A 17442-nucleotide genomic window follows, 5' to 3' on the forward strand; every position below is an offset into this window, starting at 1 on the left:
CGAGCCGCCCCGGCGGTGGGTTGCCGGGGCGGCCCGGAGTCACCCCGAACGGGGGTGCGGGCGGCCGCGTCGGTTGACGCGGTCAGCCCTTCAGGAAGTCGGCGCGGGCGAGCAGGCCGGTGTCGGCGTTGTCGGTGAAGACGCCGTCGATGCCGGTCTCGAAGTACGTCCTGAAGGCACCGAAGACATCACCGTAGGCGTCCGCCGCGCTGCCCTTGCGGTACTCGGCCGGCAGGAAGGGGTTCTCGTTGCGCATGGTGTACGGGTGCAGGATCAGGCCCACCTTGTGCGCGTCGGCGACCAGCGTGGTCGGTTCGGCCAGGGAGCCGTCCGCGTTCCTCGGGATGACCAGGTCCAGGGTCGGGCCGATGCCCTGCGCGTAACCGGCGATCTCCCTGAGTCCCTTGGGGGTGATCAGGTCGGCGACCGTGCGCGGGTCGCCCGCCTCGACGAAGTCCCAGGGGCGGCTGCCGGCCGAGGAGAGCAGGACGACGAGCGGGTTGTCGACCAGCTGGTTCAGCTTCTGGATGCTGCTGGGTTCGAAGGACTGCAGGATGACCGGCGCGTTCCGGCCGTCCTTGCCGTGCTTGCGCAGCAGCTTCGCGACCCGCTCCTCCAGACCGAGGCCGAGCTTGCGGAAGTAGGTGGGGTGTTTGGTCTCGGGGTAGATCCAGACCTGCTTGCCGCGCTTGCGGGTCTGCTCGTCCTGCCACGTGAGGACCTCTTCGAACGTGGGTATCTCCCAGCGCCCGTTGTAGAGGGTGTTGTGCGGCCGGTTGGCCGGGATGCGCTCGATCGCGCGCAGCGTCTTCAGCTCGGCGAGCGTGAAGTCCTCGGTGAACCAGCCGGTGGTGGTGACGCCGTCGAGGACCTTGGTGGTCCTGCGGTCGGCGAACTCGGGGTGGGAGGCGACGTCCGTGGTGCCGCCGATCTCCGGCTCGTGCCGGCAGACGAGGTGGCCGTCCTTGGTGGGGACCAGGTCACCTGCCTCGACGATGTCGGCGCCCATGTCGAGGGCCAGTTCGTAGGAGCCGAAGGTGTGCTCGGGGCGGTAGCCGCTGGCTCCCCGGTGGCCGATGATCGTCGGCACCGGCAGGCTCTTCAGCCCGCGCCCGCCGTGCCCGGCCGTCCGGGCCCCCGCCGCGCTGGCCGCGCCGGGCAGCCCGAGGACCGCTCCGCCCGCGCCGAGCACCGCGGCGCCGAGGATCGCCCGCCGTCCCGTGATGCCCTGTGTCCGCTCGTTCGCCTGGTCGCCGTCCATCAGCGCCCTCCTGCCGTCGCCCTGCGTCTGTCTGCGGCGCTCCGCGCCTTCGGTGCGCGCCGATCGTAGGGGGGCGCACATGACGGAAGGGAGTCCTCGGTTCGAACACGCGGGTGATGCCGTGTGTCCGGTGGGAGGCGGGACATGACGAACCGTCGGCATCGGCGGGCGCGGCCCGGGTAACCGGTGGTCGAGGGGCGCGCGATGTCCGTCACACCGTCGCCACGGCGTGGCGGCCCGTCCCGGACGCGGCACCGCAGGTAAACCCGCGTCAACAGTTAGTAAGACCTCGGTGAACCGGGCGTCCCCGATGTGCGCTCGCCCGGGCGCCGCGAGTAATGTCCTCACCTGCACAGACTCATATCGCCCCCCTCGACATCGGAGGACCCGTTGTCCCGCTTCGCGCTCATCAAGGCAGTGCTCGGACCGATCATGCGCCTGATGTTCCGCCCACAGGTGGAGGGCGCGGAGCACATCCCCGGGGACGGCCCGGTGATTCTGGCCGGTAATCACCTGACGTTCATCGACTCGATGATCCTGCCCCTGGTCTGCGACCGTCAGGTCTTCTTCATCGGCAAGGACGAGTACGTCACCGGCAAGAGCCTCAAGGGCAGGCTCATGGCGTGGTTCTTCACGGGCGTCGGCATGATCCCGGTGGACCGCGACGGCGGTCGCGGCGGTGTGGCGGCGCTGATGACCGGCCGCCGCGTCCTCGAGGAAGGCAAGATCTTCGGCATCTACCCGGAGGGGACGCGGTCTCCCGACGGCCGTCTCTACCGTGGCCGCACCGGCATCGCCCGCCTCACGCTGATGACGGGGGCGCCCGTGGTCCCCTTCGCGATGATCGGCACGGACAAGCTGCAGCCGGGCGGGGCGGGGATCCCGCGGCCCGGCCGTGTGACCGTCCGGTTCGGTGAGGCGATGGAGTTCTCGCGGTACGACGGCATGGACCGGGACCGGTATGTGCTGCGGGCCGTGACCGACTCCGTCATGGCCGAGGTCATGCGGCTGTCGGGCCAGGAGTACGTGGACATGTACGCCACGAAGGCCAAGGCCGCCTAGCGACCCACGGGCGGACGGACGCGACGGCTCCGTGGCCCGCGTCCGTCCGCCTGCCGGTGGAATCTGTCACCGACACATCGGGCATTCAGCCGAATCACCCGGCTGTACGACCACGCAACATGTCTTATTTAGACATGTTCAAACCTTCTCGGCGTACCCTCCTCCGTACCCCGGTCGCCGCCGCCGGCGCGGGACTCCTGGCAGCCTGCACCGGCTTCGATTCCGCGCCCGGCTCCGGCCCCCAACATGCCGACGGCCGGGGCCCATTCGTCCCGGCCGGGCCACGGGGGTACGTCAACCCGTCGGACCCGGAGGTCCTTGCCGCCGAGCGGAAACGCGGGTCCGGTCCGGTACGCACGTACAGGATCACGGCCGGCGTGACCACGCTGGACCTGGGCGGGAAGTCCGTCCGGAGCTGGGCGTACAACGAGGCGCTCCCGGGACCGCTGGTGCGCGTCACCGCCGGTGACATCCTCGACCTCACCCTCACCAACCGGCTGCCCACCGCCACCACGCTGCACTCCCACGGGGTGCGGCTGCGCTGCGACATGGACGGCGTCCCGGACCTCACCCAGCAGGCCATCGACCCCGGCTCGGACTTCCGCTACCGCTTCACCGCCGAGCACCCGGGGACGTACCTGCTGCACTCCCACGTCGGAATGCAGCCCGACCGAGCCCTGTACGCGCCGTTCATCGTCGACGACCCCAAGGAGCCCCTCGCCTACGACAAGGAGTGGGTCGTCGTCCTGGACGACTGGCTCGACGGCGTGGAACGCTCCACCCCCGAGGACGTCCTCGAACAGCTCAAGCCCGGCGGCTCCATGGACATGGGAAACATGGCCATGGGTCCCGGCCACGGCAGCTCGAGCCCCAGCCGGCCGGCGAAGGCGCACCCGTCGCGGGCCAAGAAGCCCGCGGGCCCCTCCCGGGTGCTCCACGACTCCTACAGCCGCATCCTCCACGGCGAGGGCGGCAGCGTCGCCTACCCCTACTACCTGGTCAACGGGCGCCTGCCCAGCAACCCTTCGGTGTTCCGCTGCCGTCCCGGCGACCGTGTCCGGCTGCGCATCATCAACGCCGGTTCCGAGACCGCCTTCCGTGTCGCGCTGGGCGACCATGAGATGACCGTCACGCACACCGACGGCTATCCCGTGAAGCACAAGAAGACCGATGCCCTCCTCGTCGGCATGGCGGAGCGGTACGACGTCCTGATCACCGCCCGGGACGGCGTCTTCCCCCTGGTCGCACTGCCCGAGGGCAAGAAGGGCCAGGCCCTCGCCGTCCTGCGCACCGACAAGGGGAAGAACCTCCCCTCACCCGGTGTGCGCCCGGACGAACTCGACGGGAACACGGTCCCCGCACGCCGCCTCGTGCCCGACGACTCCGTGGCGCTCGACCACCGCCACCCCGACCGCGAACTGCGCATCAGGCTCACCGGCAACATGAAGAATTTCGACTGGGGGTTCGACCACCGGCCCTACTCGGTCCGCGAACGCCACCCGGTCCGCGCCGGTGAACGGGTGAGGCTCACCCTCGTCAACGCCACGGCCATGTGGCATCCGCTGCATCTGCACGGGCACACCTTCGCGCTGACCGGTCTCGACGCGGTCGGCGCTCGCAAGGACACCGCCGTGCTGCTGCCGCACCGGAAGCTGGTGATCGACTTCGACGCCGACAATCCGGGGCTGTGGATGCTGCACTGCCACAACCAGTACCACTCGGAGAGCGGGATGATGACGGTGCTCGGCTATCGGAGGTGACGCGTATCCACCCGGCCCGCGCCCCTTGCGGAGCCACCTCAGCCGGCGCCTTCCAGTTTCTGGTTCCGCAGCAGGAACCATGCCGCTGCCGCCGTACCCAGCAGGACCGCCGCGCCTGCGCCGGAGGCCAGGTGGAGGCCGTGGACGAAGGAATCCCGGGCCGCGTCGAGCAGCGCCTCGGCGCGGTGCGGCGGCATGTGCGCCGACGCCTCCACCGCCGCGCCCAGTGACTCGTGGGCCCGGTCCGGGGTGCCGGCCGGGCCCGTGAAGTCCCGGTAGACGCCGGTCACGATGGAGCCCAGCAGGGCGATGCCGAGGGCGGCGCCCAGTTCGTACGCCGTCTCGGAGACCGCCGAGGCGGCGCCCGCCTGTTCCTTGGGCACGCTGGAGAGGATGACGTCCGCGGTGACCGTGAAGGAGAAGCCCGCGCCGATGCCCACGACCAGGAGGGCGGCGCCGAGGACCGGGTAGCCCGTGGACCGGCCGAGCGTCGTCAGCGCGGCCAGGGCCAGTCCGACGGCCGCCAGGCCGCCCGAGACCACCGCGCGGACCGAGAAGCGCCGGGCCGCGCGGCCCGCGATCAGGCCGGCCGCCACCGCGCCGACGGCCGCGGGCAGTTCGGCCAGGCCCGCCTCGAAGGGGCGCCTGCCCTGGACGAGTTGCAGGTACTGGGAGAGGAAGAACACCAGGCCGGACATGCCGAGGACGGTCAGCAGGTCGGCGAGGACCGCTCCGCTGAAGCCGCGGCGCCGGAACAGGCGCATGTCCAGCAGCGGGGTGGGCATGGTGAGCTGGCGGTGGACGAAGCCGTAGAGCGCTGCCGCGCCCAGCAGGCCCGCGGCCGGCGTGGGCCAGGTGACGCCGTGCGTGGCGATCTCCTTGACCGCGTACACGATGCCGATCATGCCGGCGAGGGACAGCACGACGCTGGTCAGGTCCCAGGGGCCGGGGTTCGGGTTGCGGGACTCGGGCAGCGTGCGGATGCCGACCAGGACCAGGACCGCCATCACCGGCAGGTTGATCAGGAAGACCGAGCCCCACCAGAAGTGCTCGAGGAGGAAGCCGCCCGCGATCGGGCCGACGGCCGTACCGGCGGAGGCGGTGGCGCCCCAGACGCCGACGGCGAGGCTGCGCTCGCGCGGGTCGTGGAAGAGGTTGCGGATCAGGGCCAGGGTGGCGGGCATCAGGGTCGCGCCCGCCACGCCGAGCAGGGCCCGCGCGAGGATCAGCAGCCCGGGTGTCGTCGCGTAGGCGTTGAGCACGGAGATCGCGCCGAACGCCGTCGCGCCGCCGAGCAGGATCCGCTTGCGGCCGATGCGGTCGCCGAGGCTGCCCATGGAGACCAGCAGACCGGCGATGACGAAGGAGTAGACGTCACCGATCCACAGCAGCTGGGTGCCGGAGGGGTTGAGGTCTTCGCTGATGTAGGGGGTCGCCAGGCCGAGGACGGTGGCGTCCACGGCCACCAGCAGCACGGCCAGGACGAGGACGGAGAGCGCGAGCCAGCGGCCCGGGCGCTTCTCCACCTCCGCCGCGCGAACCGGCTGCAGGGTGCTGGTCATGATTCCTTCCTTCGTCACGCGGTGGTGCGTCGTGCGCCGCCGAGCAGCAGCTCGACGATCATGTAGGTGAAGTCCTTCGCGGCCACGCGGCCCTCGCTCACGGCCCAGGCGCCGGAGGCCAGCAGGCCGTACAGCGCCTCGGTGAGCCAGGCCGGGGTGAGGTCGATGCGGAACTCGCCGGTCTCCTGGCCGCGCCGGAACAGAGCGGTGAGGCGTTCGTCGATGCGCGCCCAGCCCTGGTTCTGCTGCTCGCCCTCGAACAGCTGGTTCTCGGTGTAGAGGAAGGCGAGCAGTCCGGCGCAGGGCTCGATCGCGCGGACCAGGCGGTGTACGGCCTCGCCCGCCGGGCCCTCCTCCGGGCGGGCCGCGTCCAGCGCGGCCTCGCACTCGGCGATACCGAGCGCCTCCAGCGCGCGTACCAGCGCGTCGCGGCCGGCGAAGTGCCGGTGCAGCGTGGCCCGGCTGATCCCGGCGGCCTTGGCGACCTCGTCCATGGTCGCGGTGGATTTCCGGGTCAGCAGGGCGGCTGCACTGCGCAGCACGTGGTCACGATCGAGGGCCATGAGACAAATATAGCCCAGGTGAGACACTGATGTCTCATTACGGGCATGCGTGCCTCATACCCGCTGGTCATCACCGGTTTCTGTCAGTGCCAGGGCAGCTGTCCGCGCTGCTCCCAGTAGGCGCGCGGGTCCTCCCTCAGCGTGGCGAGGCGGGTCAGCTGGTCCTCGTCGAGGTCGACGGCCGGAGCGTGGAGGTTGGAGGCGAGTTGCGGGACGGTCGCGGCGCCGGAGAGCACGACACCGACCCAGGGCCGGCGCAGGATCCACGCGAGGGCCACGGCGTCGCAGCCGAGGGAGGCCTCCTCGGCCACGGCCTTCAGGACGGCCGGCGCGTGCGGCGCGGCCAGCCTGCCGTTGGCCATGCCCTCCTTGACGATCACGGTGAGCCCGGCGTCGTGCGCCTCGGCGAGGGCGGGTTCCGCTGAGGGCTCCAGGGCGTTGTACGTCGACTGGACGGTACGGAAGAGGGGCTCGCCGTCGACCGTGACGGCGAGGGCCGCGCGGACGGCGTCGGCCTGGGCGGGGCCGCTGGTGGAGAAGCCGATGGTCAGGCCCTCGGCGGCGGCTTCCGCCAGCTTCGCGTGGAGTTCCTTGTCGGTGAGGGCGGGGCTGTCCGGGGTCACCGAGTGGATCTGGTAGAGGTCGAGCCGGTCGCCGAGCAGGGCGTCGGTCTCGGCGCGCTGCCGCTGGTAGGTGGCGAGGCCGTGGTCCTTGACCTCGTGCCGCTCGGCGTCGGTGGACCAGCCGGCGGTGTAGGTGTAGCCCCACTTGCTGCCGACCACGACGTCGTCGATGTCGGGGCGGGCGTTCAGCCAGTCGGCGAGGAACTCCTCCGAACGGCCGTAGGAGCGCGCCACGTCGACGTAGCGGACGCCCTGGGCGTAGGCGGCGTCGAGGAGTTCATGGGTACGGGTGCGGAGCGCCTGCTCGCTGCGGTCCTCGCCGAAGTCCCTGTCCCGGTCCAGGTTGATGTAGCCGGGGCGGCCGACGGCGGCCAGGCCGAGGCCGATGTGGCAGGTCGGGGTCGTCGCTGTGGCCAGTCGCTCGAAGGGCATCGCGGGCTCCGTTCGGTCGGCTCCGTGAGGGCTTGGACCAACGTAACCCGCGATGGCCCAGGTGATCGCGGCAGCAGCAGGGGGTTGCGGTGCGTCGGCGCGTGCGGGTGCGTGGTGGTCGCTCGCGGTGGTCGCTCGCGCCCACGCGGCGGGGCCGCACATCGACACAGCCGCGCACCGCTGAGGGGGCGCTCCGCTACTGCTTCTGCTTGGCCGTCGCCCACTGGTGCTGCCGTGCCACGTCGGCCTTGACCTCCGCCAGCTGGACGGCGACCGCGCTGGGTGCCGTACCGCCGCGGCCACTGCGGGAGGCGAGGGCACCGGGGACGTTGAGGACCGTGCGGACCTCGGGAGTGAGGTGGGCGGAGATCTTCGCGAACTGCTCGTCCGTGAGGTCGTCCAGTTCCTTGCCCTCGGCCTCGGCGACCTTCACGCACTCGCCCGCGACCTCGTGCGCCACGCGGAACGGCACACCCTGCTTGACCAGCCACTCGGCGATGTCGGTGGCGAGCGAGAAACCGGCCGGGGCCAGTTCCTCCATCCGCTCGCGGTGGACGGTGAGCGTGGCGATCATCCCGGTGAAGGCGGGGAGCAGCACCTCCAGCTGGTCGCAGGAGTCGAAGACCGGCTCCTTGTCCTCCTGGAGGTCGCGGTTGTAGGCGAGGGGCAGGGCCTTCAGGGTCGCCAGCAGACCGGTGAGGTTGCCGATCAGGCGGCCGGACTTGCCGCGCGCCAGCTCGGCGATGTCCGGGTTCTTCTTCTGCGGCATGATCGACGAGCCCGTGGAGAACGCGTCGTGCAGGGTCACGAAGGAGAACTCCTTCGTGTTCCAGATGATGATCTCCTCCGCGACGCGGGAGAGGTTCACACCGATCATCGCCGTGATGAAGGCGAACTCGGCGACGAAGTCACGGGAGGCCGTGCCGTCGATGGAGTTGGCGACGCTGCCGTGCTCGAAGCCCAGGTCCTCGGCGACCGCCTCCGGATCCAGGCCCAGGGAGGAGCCGGCGAGGGCGCCCGCGCCGTACGGCGACACCGCCGTCCGCTCGTCCCACTGACGCAGCCGTTCCGCGTCCCGGGACAGGGACTGCACGTGGGCGAGGACGTGGTGGGCGAAGAGCACCGGCTGGGCGTGCTGGAGGTGCGTGCGGCCGGGCATCGCCACGTCCGGGTGGGCCTCGGCCAGGCCGATCAGCGCGTCCTGGAGGTCGGCGATCAGGCCGCCGATGATCCGGGCGTGGTCGCGCAGGTACATCCGGAAGAGGGTGGCGACCTGGTCGTTGCGGGACCGGCCCGCGCGGAGCTTTCCGCCGAGGTCGGGGCCGAGGCGCTCCAGCAGGCCCCGTTCCAGGGCGGTGTGCACGTCCTCGTCGGCGATGGTCCCGACGAAGGAGCCGTCGGCGACGTCCGCCTCCAGCCGGTCGAGCCCGGCGAGCATGCGCTGCAGCTCGTCCTCGGTGAGGAGCCCCGCCTTGTGCAGCACGCGCGCGTGGGCACGCGAACCGGCGATGTCGTAGGGCGCGAGCCGCCAGTCGAAGTGGACGGACGCGGACAGCTTCGCCAGGGCCTCGGCGGGACCGTCGGCGAAACGGCCGCCCCAGAGCCGTACGTCACCGCTGTTGCTGCTCACTTGCGTTGCTCCTCGGAGATGTCTTTGTGGCACAGATGTCGCTGTGCGACCGCCTCCCCACCCTTGCAGGCGAGGAGGCGGCTGTCAGGCTGATGCGTGTGAGGTGACCCGAAGGCCGTACGCGCCGGGGCGCCTACGCCAGGTCCCGCTTGGCGGCGATCTTCGACGACAGGCTGTAGATGTCGATGAAGCCCTTGGCCGCGGCCTGGTCGAAGGTGTCGCCGGTGTCGTAGGTGGCGAGGTTGAAGTCGTACAGGGACGACTCCGAGCGCCGGCCGGTGACGACCGCGCGGCCGCCGTGCAGCGTCATCCGGATGTCGCCACAGACGTGCTGGTTGGCCTCGTCGATGAAGCCGTCGAGGGCACGCTTGAGCGGGGAGAACCACTGGCCGTCGTAGACCAGCTCGCCCCAGCGCTGCTCGACCTGCCGCTTGTAGCGGGCCAGTTCGCGCTCGACGGTGACGTTCTCCAGCTCCTGGTGGGCGGTGATCAGGGCGATCGCGCCCGGAGCCTCGTACACCTCGCGGGACTTGATGCCGACGAGGCGGTCCTCGACCATGTCGATCCGGCCGATGCCCTGGGCGCCGGCGCGCTCGTTGAGCTGCTGGATGGCCTGCAGGACGGTGACGGGCTTGCCGTCGAGGGCGACCGGGACACCTTCCTTGAAGGTGATGATCACCTCGTCGGCGTCGCGCGGGGTGGCCGGGTTGGAGGTGTACTCGTAGATGTCCTCGATCGGGGCGTTCCAGATGTCCTCCAGGAAGCCCGTCTCGACGGCGCGCCCGAAGACGTTCTGGTCGATGGAGTACGGGGACTTCTTGGTGGTGGCGATCGGGAGCTGCTTGGCCTCGCAGAAGGCGATCGCCTTGTCCCGGGTCATCGCGTAGTCACGGACCGGGGCGATGCACTTCAGGTCGGGGGCGAGGGCGACGATGCCGGCCTCGAAGCGGACCTGGTCGTTGCCCTTGCCGGTGCAGCCGTGGGCGACCGTGGTGGCGCCGTGCTTCTTGGCGGCGGCGACGAGGTGCTTGACGATCGTCGGCCGGGAGAGGGCGGAGACCAGCGGGTAGCGGTCCATGTAGAGGGCGTTGGCCTTGATCGCCGGGAGGCAGTACTCGTCGGCGAACTCGTCCTTGGCGTCGGCGACCTCGGCCTCGACCGCGCCGCACGCGAGGGCGCGCTTGCGGATGACGTCCAGGTCCTCGCCGCCCTGGCCGACGTCGACCGCAACGGCGATGACCTCGGCGCCCGTCTCCTCGGCGATCCAGCCGATGGCGACGGAGGTGTCCAGACCGCCTGAGTAGGCGAGTACGACGCGCTCGGTCACGGGTTTCTCCTCACAGTGCATTCGCTGACATGCATGAGTATGCAGAACTCTGCATGGTTCGTCAATCGCCGTACCGGGTGACGTGGACGGTGGCCACGGCCGATCACCTACGGCCCCTTGCACGGGTTCAGCATTTCCTTAGACAAACGAACGAATTTCGTCGATACTCGTCAGACATGGGAAAGACCTATGAGCGCATCGACGGCAGGCTCCGCACGTTCATCGAGGAGCAGCCCCTCTTCTTCACCGCGACCGCCCCGCTGTCCGCCGACGGCACGGTCAACCTCTCCCCCAAGGGGCTCAGGGGCTCGTTCGCCGTGCTGGACGAACTCACCGTCGCCTACCTGGACTTCGCCGGGTCCAGCGCCGAGACCATCGCGCACCTCAGGGAGAACGGGCGGATCACCCTGATGTGGTGCGCGTTCCAGGGGCCGCCGAACATCGTGCGCGTGCACGGCCGGGGCGAGCCGGTCTTCCGCGACGACCCGCGCTTCGGCGAACTGCTCGCCCATTTCCCGGACATCGACCCGAGCGCGCACGGGCTGCGCGCGGTCATCGTCGTCCACGCCGAGACCGTGCGGGACAGCTGCGGGTACGCCGTCCCCTACATGGCGTACGAGGAGGACCGCGAGCTGCACGGAAAGCGTTTCGCGCGCGAGGACGACGCCTCGCTGAGCGCCTATTTCGCCAAGAAGGAGCACATCGCGACGAGCCTGGACGGACTACCCGGGCTGCCGTTGCCGCTCCCCCCGTCTACCGTCTGAGACATGCGCCCCGGTGTCGTCCTCGCCCTCGTCTCCGCCTCCTGCCTCGCCCTGCTCGGCTTCACGCCCGGACCCGAGCCGGCCGCGTTGCCCGCACGGATGGCGGACACGGGCGGCGGCACCCAGCTGATCACCGCTCAGGCCCCGGCGACCGGCTCGACGTCGGGGACGCTCACCTGGTGGGACCTGCGGGACGGACAGTGGGTGGAGTCCGGGACCGCGCCGGCCCGGTTCGGGTCCAGCGGGCTCGTCGAGGGCGGCTCGCGGACGCAAGGCACGAACACGACTCCGACGGGGCTGTACGACCTCCCCTTCGCCTTCGGCATCAAGGCGGCGCCGGCCGGGACACAGGTCGAGTACCTCCCGGTGCGGGAGAGTTCCTGGTGGTGCCAGGACAACGACTCGGCGTCGTACAACCGGTGGGTGGATCCCCTGCCGGACGACTGCCGTGCCGCGGAGGCCGAGCACCTGGTCACCTACCCGACGCAGTACGCGTACGGCCTGGTCATCGGGTTCAACTACGACCGGCCGGTGCGGGGACGCGGAGCCGGCATCTTCCTGCATGTCAACGGGCGGGCGGCCACGGCCGGTTGCGTGTCGGTACCGGAGGACGCGATGCGCCGGATCCTGCGGTGGGCACAGCCCGGGAAGAAGCCGCACATCGCCATCGGGACGGTGGACGGACCCACGGCGGTCACCCGGTACTGAAGGTGCCGTGCGCGCTTCCCCGCGTCCCGTGGGCGGGCAGGCGCACCGTCAACGTCGTGGCCCCCGGCCCGCTCTCCAGCCCCACGTCTCCCCCGTGCGCCTCCACCACCGCCGCCACGATCGACAGGCCCAGGCCGGCCCCGCCGCCGGTGGCGTCCGGGGGACGGCGGTGTTCGGCTCGGGTGAAGCGTTCGAAGACGGTGGGCCGGATGTCCTCGGGGACGCCGGGGCCGTCGTCGTGGACCGAGAGGCGGGCCTGCTCGCCGTCGGTCTCCACAGTCACCGTCACCTTCGTGCCGGCGGGTGTGTGCACACGTGCGTTGGCCAGCAGGTTGGCCAGCACCTGGTGGAGGCGGTGGGCGTCGCCGGCGACCGTCACCGGGTCCTTTGGCAGGTCCAGCGTCCAGCGGTGCCCGGGGCCCGCGGCGCGGGCGTCGGCGACCGCGTCCAGGACCAGACGGGTGAGGTCGACGGGCCGGCTCTCCAGCGGACGGCCCGCGTCGAGGCGGGCGAGGAGAAGCAGGTCGTCGACCATCTCGCCCATGCGGGCGGACTCGGCCGTGATGCGGTGCAGGGCGCGGGTCACCTCCGGTGGGACCGGGCCCGGATGCAGCAGGGCCAGTTCGGCGTGGCCGCGCACCGAGGCGACCGGGGTGCGCAGTTCGTGGCTGGCGTCGGCGGCGAACCGGCGCAGCCGCTCCTCGCCGGCCTGCCGTCTGGTCAGCGCGTCCTCGACATGGCCGAGCATGCGGTGGAAGGCGGCGGCCATCTGTCCGACCTCGCTGTGCGGGTCGGTGTCCGGGGCGCGCGTCGGCAGCGCGACCTCTCCGCCGGCCAGCGGGAGTTCGCTGACCCGGGTGGCGGTGGCGGCGACCCGGCTGAGCGGTCGCAGCGACCAGCGCACCCAGCAGGCCCCGGCCACGCCGGTCACCACGAGGGCCAGGCCGAAGACGATCCCCGAGACGAGTTCCAGCCGGTGGACCGTGGCCTCGACCGGCTCGAGCGGGAGGCCGACGATCAGGACGTCCCCGTCCCGGCCGGCGGTCGCGACCACCCGGTAGTCGTCCAGGGCGGAGAGTTCGACGCTGTGGGGCCTGCCGTCGACGGGTACCGCGGCCAGCCGTCGGGCGTCTCGTGCGGTGACGTCGACGTCGAGGTCGGCGGACGGATCGCCGCTGCGGATGAGGCCCTTGTGGGTGACGGTGCCGTGCAGCAGGCGGGCACCGAAGGTGCCGGTGGCCATCCGGCGGGTGTCTCCGTGCTCGTCGCCGAGGGAGGTCCCCCCGGTGACGTCCTTGCGGGACTGGGGCCGGTCGTCCGGCAGCCGGCCGTTGTGCTCGAGGCTCTCCGGGAACCGGATGCCGGCCTGGGTGAGCTGTTCGTCCAGGCGCTGGGTGAGGAAGCCGTTGAGTTCGACGACCGCGGCCAGCCCGACGGCCGCGCAGCTCACCGCGAGCAGCACCACCAGTCCGACGGTGAGGCGGGCGCGCAGGGTGCGGGGTCGGAGCAGCCGGCGCGGGCGGTTCATCCGGTCACCGGCTTCAGTACGTAGCCCGCGCCACGCACGGTGTGGATCATGGGGTCGCGGCCCGCGTCGACCTTCTTGCGCAGGTAGGAGATGTACAGCTCGACCACATGGGCCCGGCCGCCGAAGTCGTAGGACCACACCCGGTCGAGGATCTGGGCCTTGCTGAGCACGCGGCGCGGATTGCGCATGAGGAAGCGCAGGAGCTCGAACTCGGTCGGCGAGAGTTCGACGAGTTCGCCGGTCCGGGTCACCTCGCGGGCGTCCTCGTCCATGACCAGGTCGCCCACGATCAGCCGCGGTCCCTCCTCCGCCTGCCGTGCCATGCCGGCGCGGCGCAGCAGTCCGCGCAGCCGTGCCACGACCTCCTCCAGGCTGAAGGGCTTGGTGACGTAGTCGTCGCCGCCCGCGGTGATGCCCGCGATCCGGTCCTCGACCGCGTCCCGTGCCGTGAGGAAGAGCACGCACACGTCGGGCTTCACCTCGTGCAGACGGCGCAGCACGGCGAAGCCGTCGGTGTCCGGGAGCATCACGTCCAGGACGACGGCGTCGGGCTGCAGCTCGCGCGCGGCGGTGACAGCGCCGGCGCCGTCGCCCGCCGCGCGGACCTCCCAGCCCTCGTAGCGCAGGGCGCCGGTGAGCACCTCGGCGAGGTCGGGATCGTCGTCGACGACGAGGACGCGCAGCGGGGTGCCGTCGGGGCGGGTGAGGGCCGGGCGGCCGGAACGGGTGGTGTTCATCGCGTCTTCCAGCATCGCTCCTGCGCGGAGTGCTCGGCCGTCCCGGGACCTCTGAGTTTCCTCTGAGTGACCTCCGAGGTGGTGAGAGCCGTCCGAGAGCGGCCTCTGAGTCCGCTCTGAACAGGCCCGTCCCGGCCGCCGCTCAGAGGTGGCTCAGAGGTTCGGCCCGCACAGTGGCCTGGCACGACGGACGAAGGGACGGCGACTGATGACGACCGTGGATGCGAGGCGGGCGGCCCCGCCCCGGCCCGTGACCGCACGGCGCTCCCCCGCGGGGCCCGTGCTGGCCGTGCTGTGGGCGGGGGCGGCGGCCGTGGTCGCGCTCTGGTGGGCGGACACCGGTGCCGTGGTCGGTACGGCGGGCGCGCTGACCGGCGCCGGGCGGATCGCCGGGCTGCTGTGCGGGTACGCCTGCGCGGTGCTGGTCGGCCTGATGGCGCGGGTGCCGCTGCTGGAGACCCGGATCGGCTCGGACCGGGTGGCGCGCTGGCACGCGATGGCCGGCCGGTACACGGTCTGTCTGCTGGGCGCGCACATCGTGCTGATCCTCGCCGGGTACGCCGCCCAGGACCGGGCCTCGCTCCCGCACGAGGCGGTCACCGTCGTCCTCGACTACCCGGAGATGCTCAAGGCCACCGCCGGTACGGTGATCCTCGTCGCGGTCGGCGTCGCCTCGGCACGGGCCGTGCGCCGCCGGACGGGCTACGAGTTCTGGTACTACCTTCACCTGCTCACCTACGCGGCCGTCTTCCTCGCCTTCGGGCACCAGCCGGCGCTGGGCGAGGAGTTCAGCGGCAGGCCGGTCGCCACCGCCGCCTGGTACGCGCTGTACCTGGGCGTGGCGGCCCTGGTGCTCTGGTACCGGATCCTCGCTCCGGTGCGGCTCAACCTGCGGCATCGGCTGCGCGTGGAGTCGGTGCACCGGGAGGCACCGGGCGTGTACTCGGTCGTCGTACGCGGGCGGCAGCTGGACGAGCTGGGGGCGCGGCCCGGGCAGTTCTTCCGCTGGCGGTTCCTCGGCGCGGGACTCGGCTGGACCTCGACGCCGTACTCGCTGTCGGCGCCGCCGCGCCCGGACCTGCTGCGGATCACCGTCAAGGCGCTCGGCGGCCACAGCGCGGCCGTCGCGCTGCTCAGGCCCGGCACCCGGGTCTGGGTGGAGGGCCCGTACGGCTCGCTGACCGCCGAGCGGGCCACCGGCCACCGCTCCCTGCTGATCGCGGCCGGGGTCGGCATCACTCCGCTGCGGGCGTTGTTCGAGACGCTGCCCGGCGAGGTCACGCTGCTGTACCGGGCGCGTTCGGCCGAGGATCTGGCGCTGGGCGGCGAGCTGGAGGCGATCGCCCGCCGGCGGGGCGCGCAGCTGCTGTACGCGCTGAACGGGCCGGGCGGGGAGCGTCCGCCCCTCACGGCGGAGTCACTGCGCGCGACCTTTCCCGGTCTGCCCGGCCACGACGTCTACCTCTGCGGCCCGCACGGTTTCGCCCAGGACGTGTACCGGGCGCTGCGGGCGGCCGGGGTACCGGACCACCGTATCCACCACGAGTCGTTCGAGCTGTGAGGCCCGCTGTGCACGCGTTGAACAAGAACCGTCCCTTCCGCCGCATCGTGCTGGCGAGCGCGGCGACCGTCTCCGGGATGGTGCTGCTGCTGTCGCTGAAGCCCCACACCAGTCCCACCGCGGTGGCGGCGGGCACCGAGCCGCCTGCCGCGTCGAGCAGTTCGACGCCCGGTCCCGCCTCGGGCAGCGGGACGGTCACCGGGGACCCGGCCCAGACCCGCTGGGGGCCGGTCCAGGTGCGGGTCACGTGGCAGGACGGCAGGCTCACCGACGTGACGGCCGTCGAGTACCCGCAGGACAACCCCCGCGACCAGGAGATCAACAGCTACGCGCTGCCCCAGCTGCGGCGCGAGGCGCTGGCGGCGCAGAGCGCGCAGATCGACACCGTGTCCGGAGCGACGTACACGAGTGACGGTTACCGGCAGTCACTCCAGTCCGCTCTGGACTCGGCGGGCCGCTGAACACTCGGCGGACACGGGCCGTATCTGTGGGCCAAGGGTCAAGTCCCCACGGAGGAACCGTGACCACCACGCTCGCAGGCGGACGTGCCGCCCGCCGCCAGACGATGCGCCGCATCCGCCCGCGCCGCTCCCCGGCCGTCCCGCTGCTGCTGGCGGTCTGGGCGGGCGCGGCGGCCGTGCTGTGGCTCTGGTGGCACAACACCCCGTCCATCGCCGACGACAACAGCAGGATCCTGAACGCCGGCCGGATCACCGGCCTGCTGGCCGGCTATCTGATGGCGCTGGTCGTGCTCCAGATGGCGCGCGTGCCGGCGCTGGAACGGCGGGTCGGCTCCGACCGGGTGGCCCGCTGGCACGCGATGAGCGGCCGGTACACGCTCTGCCTGATCGTCGCGCACGTCTTCCTCACCATGTGGGGCTACGCGCTGCAGGCGGGCAGGACGCTCGGGGACATCGTCCGGCAGACCGTCGACTCCGTCGACCAGCTGCCCGACATGGGCAAGGCCGCCCTCGGCACCGGTCTGTTCGTGCTCATCGGGCTGACGTCGATCGGCGGGATCCGCCGCCGGCTGCCGTACGACACCTGGTACCACGTCCACCTGCTCACCTACGCGGCGGTGTTCCTGACGTTCTGGCACCAGATCACCACCGGCAACGACTTCGCGGTCGAGCCCACCGCCAAGACCTTCTGGTACGCGCTGTACGGCACGGTCACCGCGTTGGTCGTCTGGTACCGGGTCCTCACCCCCGTCCGGCTGAACCTGCGGCACCGGATGCGGGTGGAGGCGGTCATCGAGGAGACCCCGGGCATCGTGTCGGTGCTGATCGGCGGGCGGAAGCTGCACCGGATGGGCGCCGAGGCGGGACAGTTCTTCCGCTGGCGCTTCCTCGCACCCGGTATGCGGTTCAGCTCGCACCCGTACTCGCTGTCGGCGGCGCCCCGGCCCGGTCTGCTGCGGATCACGGTGAAGTCGATCGGCGACCACAGTGCCCGGCTGCGCGAGCTGACGCCCGGCACGAAGGTGTGGGCCGAGGGCCCGTACGGCGCGCTCACCGCGCAGCGCCGCAGCCGGGGCAAGGTGCTGCTGGTCGCGGGCGGGGTCGGCATCACGCCGATGCGGGCGTTGTTCGAGACGCTGCCCGGCGCGGCCGGCGACATCACGCTGCTGTACCGGGCCAACACCACCCAGGACCTGGCGTTGTGGGACGAGCTGGCGGCGATCGCCAAGGAGCGGGGCGCCCGGCTGATGTACGCGGTCAACAGCCCGGAGGGCGAGCGGCCGGACATCTCCGCGGAGAACCTCCAGCGGAAGATCCCGGACATCGACCACCACGACGTCTTCATGTGCGGCCCGCCCGGGTTCGCGCAGTCGGTGTACGAGGCACTGCGCGGCGCGGGGGTTCCCGCCCGCCGCATCCATCACGAGTCGTTCGAGATGTGAGCGGGAGCCACGGAGAGAAAC

General features: G+C 71.6%; 15 protein-coding genes. 7 read left to right on the top strand and 8 right to left on the bottom strand.

Annotated elements, in window-relative coordinates; translation table 11 throughout:
* Positions 1-82: 82 nt before the first annotated feature.
* The gene (locus ACGFRF_RS16835; protein WP_393740477.1) at positions 83-1261 is read right to left on the bottom strand and encodes a glycerophosphodiester phosphodiesterase; all 1179 of its coding nucleotides are present in this window, start codon (positions 1259-1261) and stop codon (positions 83-85) included.
* Between the two features lie 390 nt (positions 1262-1651).
* On the opposite strand from ACGFRF_RS16835, the gene ACGFRF_RS16840 reads away from it, so the two are divergent.
* Positions 1652-2323, top strand: a complete 672-nt coding sequence (locus ACGFRF_RS16840; RefSeq protein ID WP_393740479.1) for a lysophospholipid acyltransferase family protein — start codon at positions 1652-1654, stop codon at positions 2321-2323.
* Between the two features lie 134 nt (positions 2324-2457).
* Complete coding sequence (locus ACGFRF_RS16845) at positions 2458-4083, top strand: multicopper oxidase family protein (RefSeq protein ID WP_393740481.1); 1626 nt, start codon at positions 2458-2460, stop codon at positions 4081-4083.
* Between the two features lie 38 nt (positions 4084-4121).
* Here ACGFRF_RS16845 and ACGFRF_RS16850 read toward each other — a convergent pair whose 3' ends face one another.
* The 5 genes from ACGFRF_RS16850 to ACGFRF_RS16870 all read right to left on the bottom strand — a co-directional run bounded on the left by ACGFRF_RS16850 (position 4122) and on the right by ACGFRF_RS16870 (position 10220).
* Entirely contained in the window at positions 4122-5645 is a 1524-nt protein-coding gene (locus ACGFRF_RS16850) for an MFS transporter (RefSeq protein ID WP_393740483.1), read from the bottom strand.
* A gap of 14 nt (positions 5646-5659) precedes the next feature.
* Positions 5660-6208, bottom strand: coding sequence for a TetR/AcrR family transcriptional regulator (locus ACGFRF_RS16855; protein WP_393740485.1), 549 nt, complete (start codon positions 6206-6208; stop codon positions 5660-5662).
* Positions 6209-6291: 83 nt separating this feature from the next.
* Positions 6292-7263 (bottom strand): aldo/keto reductase, encoded by a 972-nt coding sequence (locus ACGFRF_RS16860; protein ID WP_393740487.1) that lies wholly within the window; start codon positions 7261-7263, stop codon positions 6292-6294.
* Positions 7264-7459: 196 nt separating this feature from the next.
* Positions 7460-8893, bottom strand: coding sequence for an argininosuccinate lyase (gene argH / locus ACGFRF_RS16865; RefSeq protein ID WP_393740489.1), 1434 nt, complete (start codon positions 8891-8893; stop codon positions 7460-7462).
* Between the two features lie 133 nt (positions 8894-9026).
* Entirely contained in the window at positions 9027-10220 is a 1194-nt protein-coding gene (locus tag ACGFRF_RS16870; RefSeq protein WP_393740491.1) for an argininosuccinate synthase, read from the bottom strand.
* A 176-nt stretch (positions 10221-10396) separates the two neighbouring features.
* Here ACGFRF_RS16870 and ACGFRF_RS16875 point away from each other — a divergent pair, with 176 nt between their 5' ends.
* Positions 10397-10984 carry a pyridoxamine 5'-phosphate oxidase family protein gene (locus tag ACGFRF_RS16875; protein WP_393740493.1) on the top strand — a complete coding sequence of 196 codons (588 nt, stop codon included), beginning with the start codon at positions 10397-10399 and terminating at the stop codon, positions 10982-10984.
* Positions 10985-10987: 3 nt separating this feature from the next.
* Entirely contained in the window at positions 10988-11692 is a 705-nt protein-coding gene (locus ACGFRF_RS16880; protein WP_393740495.1) for a L,D-transpeptidase, read from the top strand.
* Here the strand turns inward: ACGFRF_RS16880 and ACGFRF_RS16885 are convergent.
* Together ACGFRF_RS16885 and ACGFRF_RS16890 are read right to left on the bottom strand one after the other, a co-directional pair.
* Entirely contained in the window at positions 11679-13220 is a 1542-nt protein-coding gene (locus ACGFRF_RS16885; protein ID WP_393740497.1) for an ATP-binding protein, read from the bottom strand. The genes ACGFRF_RS16880 and ACGFRF_RS16885 overlap by 14 nt on opposite strands.
* Positions 13217-13957 carry a response regulator transcription factor gene (locus ACGFRF_RS16890; protein ID WP_393740872.1) on the bottom strand — a complete coding sequence of 247 codons (741 nt, stop codon included), beginning with the start codon at positions 13955-13957 and terminating at the stop codon, positions 13217-13219. Before ACGFRF_RS16890 ends, ACGFRF_RS16885 begins: the two co-directional genes overlap by 4 nt.
* Before the next feature lie 208 nt (positions 13958-14165).
* On the opposite strand from ACGFRF_RS16890, the gene ACGFRF_RS16895 reads away from it, so the two are divergent.
* Genes ACGFRF_RS16895 through ACGFRF_RS16905 form a run of 3 tightly spaced genes read left to right on the top strand, consistent with a single transcriptional unit; the run spans position 14166 to position 17421 of the window.
* Positions 14166-15518, top strand: a complete 1353-nt coding sequence (locus tag ACGFRF_RS16895) for a ferric reductase-like transmembrane domain-containing protein (RefSeq protein ID WP_393740499.1) — start codon at positions 14166-14168, stop codon at positions 15516-15518.
* 8 nt (positions 15519-15526) lie between these two features.
* Positions 15527-15979 carry an FMN-binding protein gene (locus tag ACGFRF_RS16900; RefSeq protein ID WP_393740501.1) on the top strand — a complete coding sequence of 151 codons (453 nt, stop codon included), beginning with the start codon at positions 15527-15529 and terminating at the stop codon, positions 15977-15979.
* A 59-nt stretch (positions 15980-16038) separates the two neighbouring features.
* Positions 16039-17421, top strand: a complete 1383-nt coding sequence (locus ACGFRF_RS16905; RefSeq protein ID WP_393740502.1) for a ferric reductase-like transmembrane domain-containing protein — start codon at positions 16039-16041, stop codon at positions 17419-17421.
* The last annotated feature ends 21 nt before the right edge of the window (positions 17422-17442 follow it).

Origin of the sequence: Streptomyces sp. NPDC048521, from assembly GCF_043199855.1 — a bacterium.
Lineage (GTDB): Bacteria > Actinomycetota > Actinomycetes > Streptomycetales > Streptomycetaceae > Streptomyces.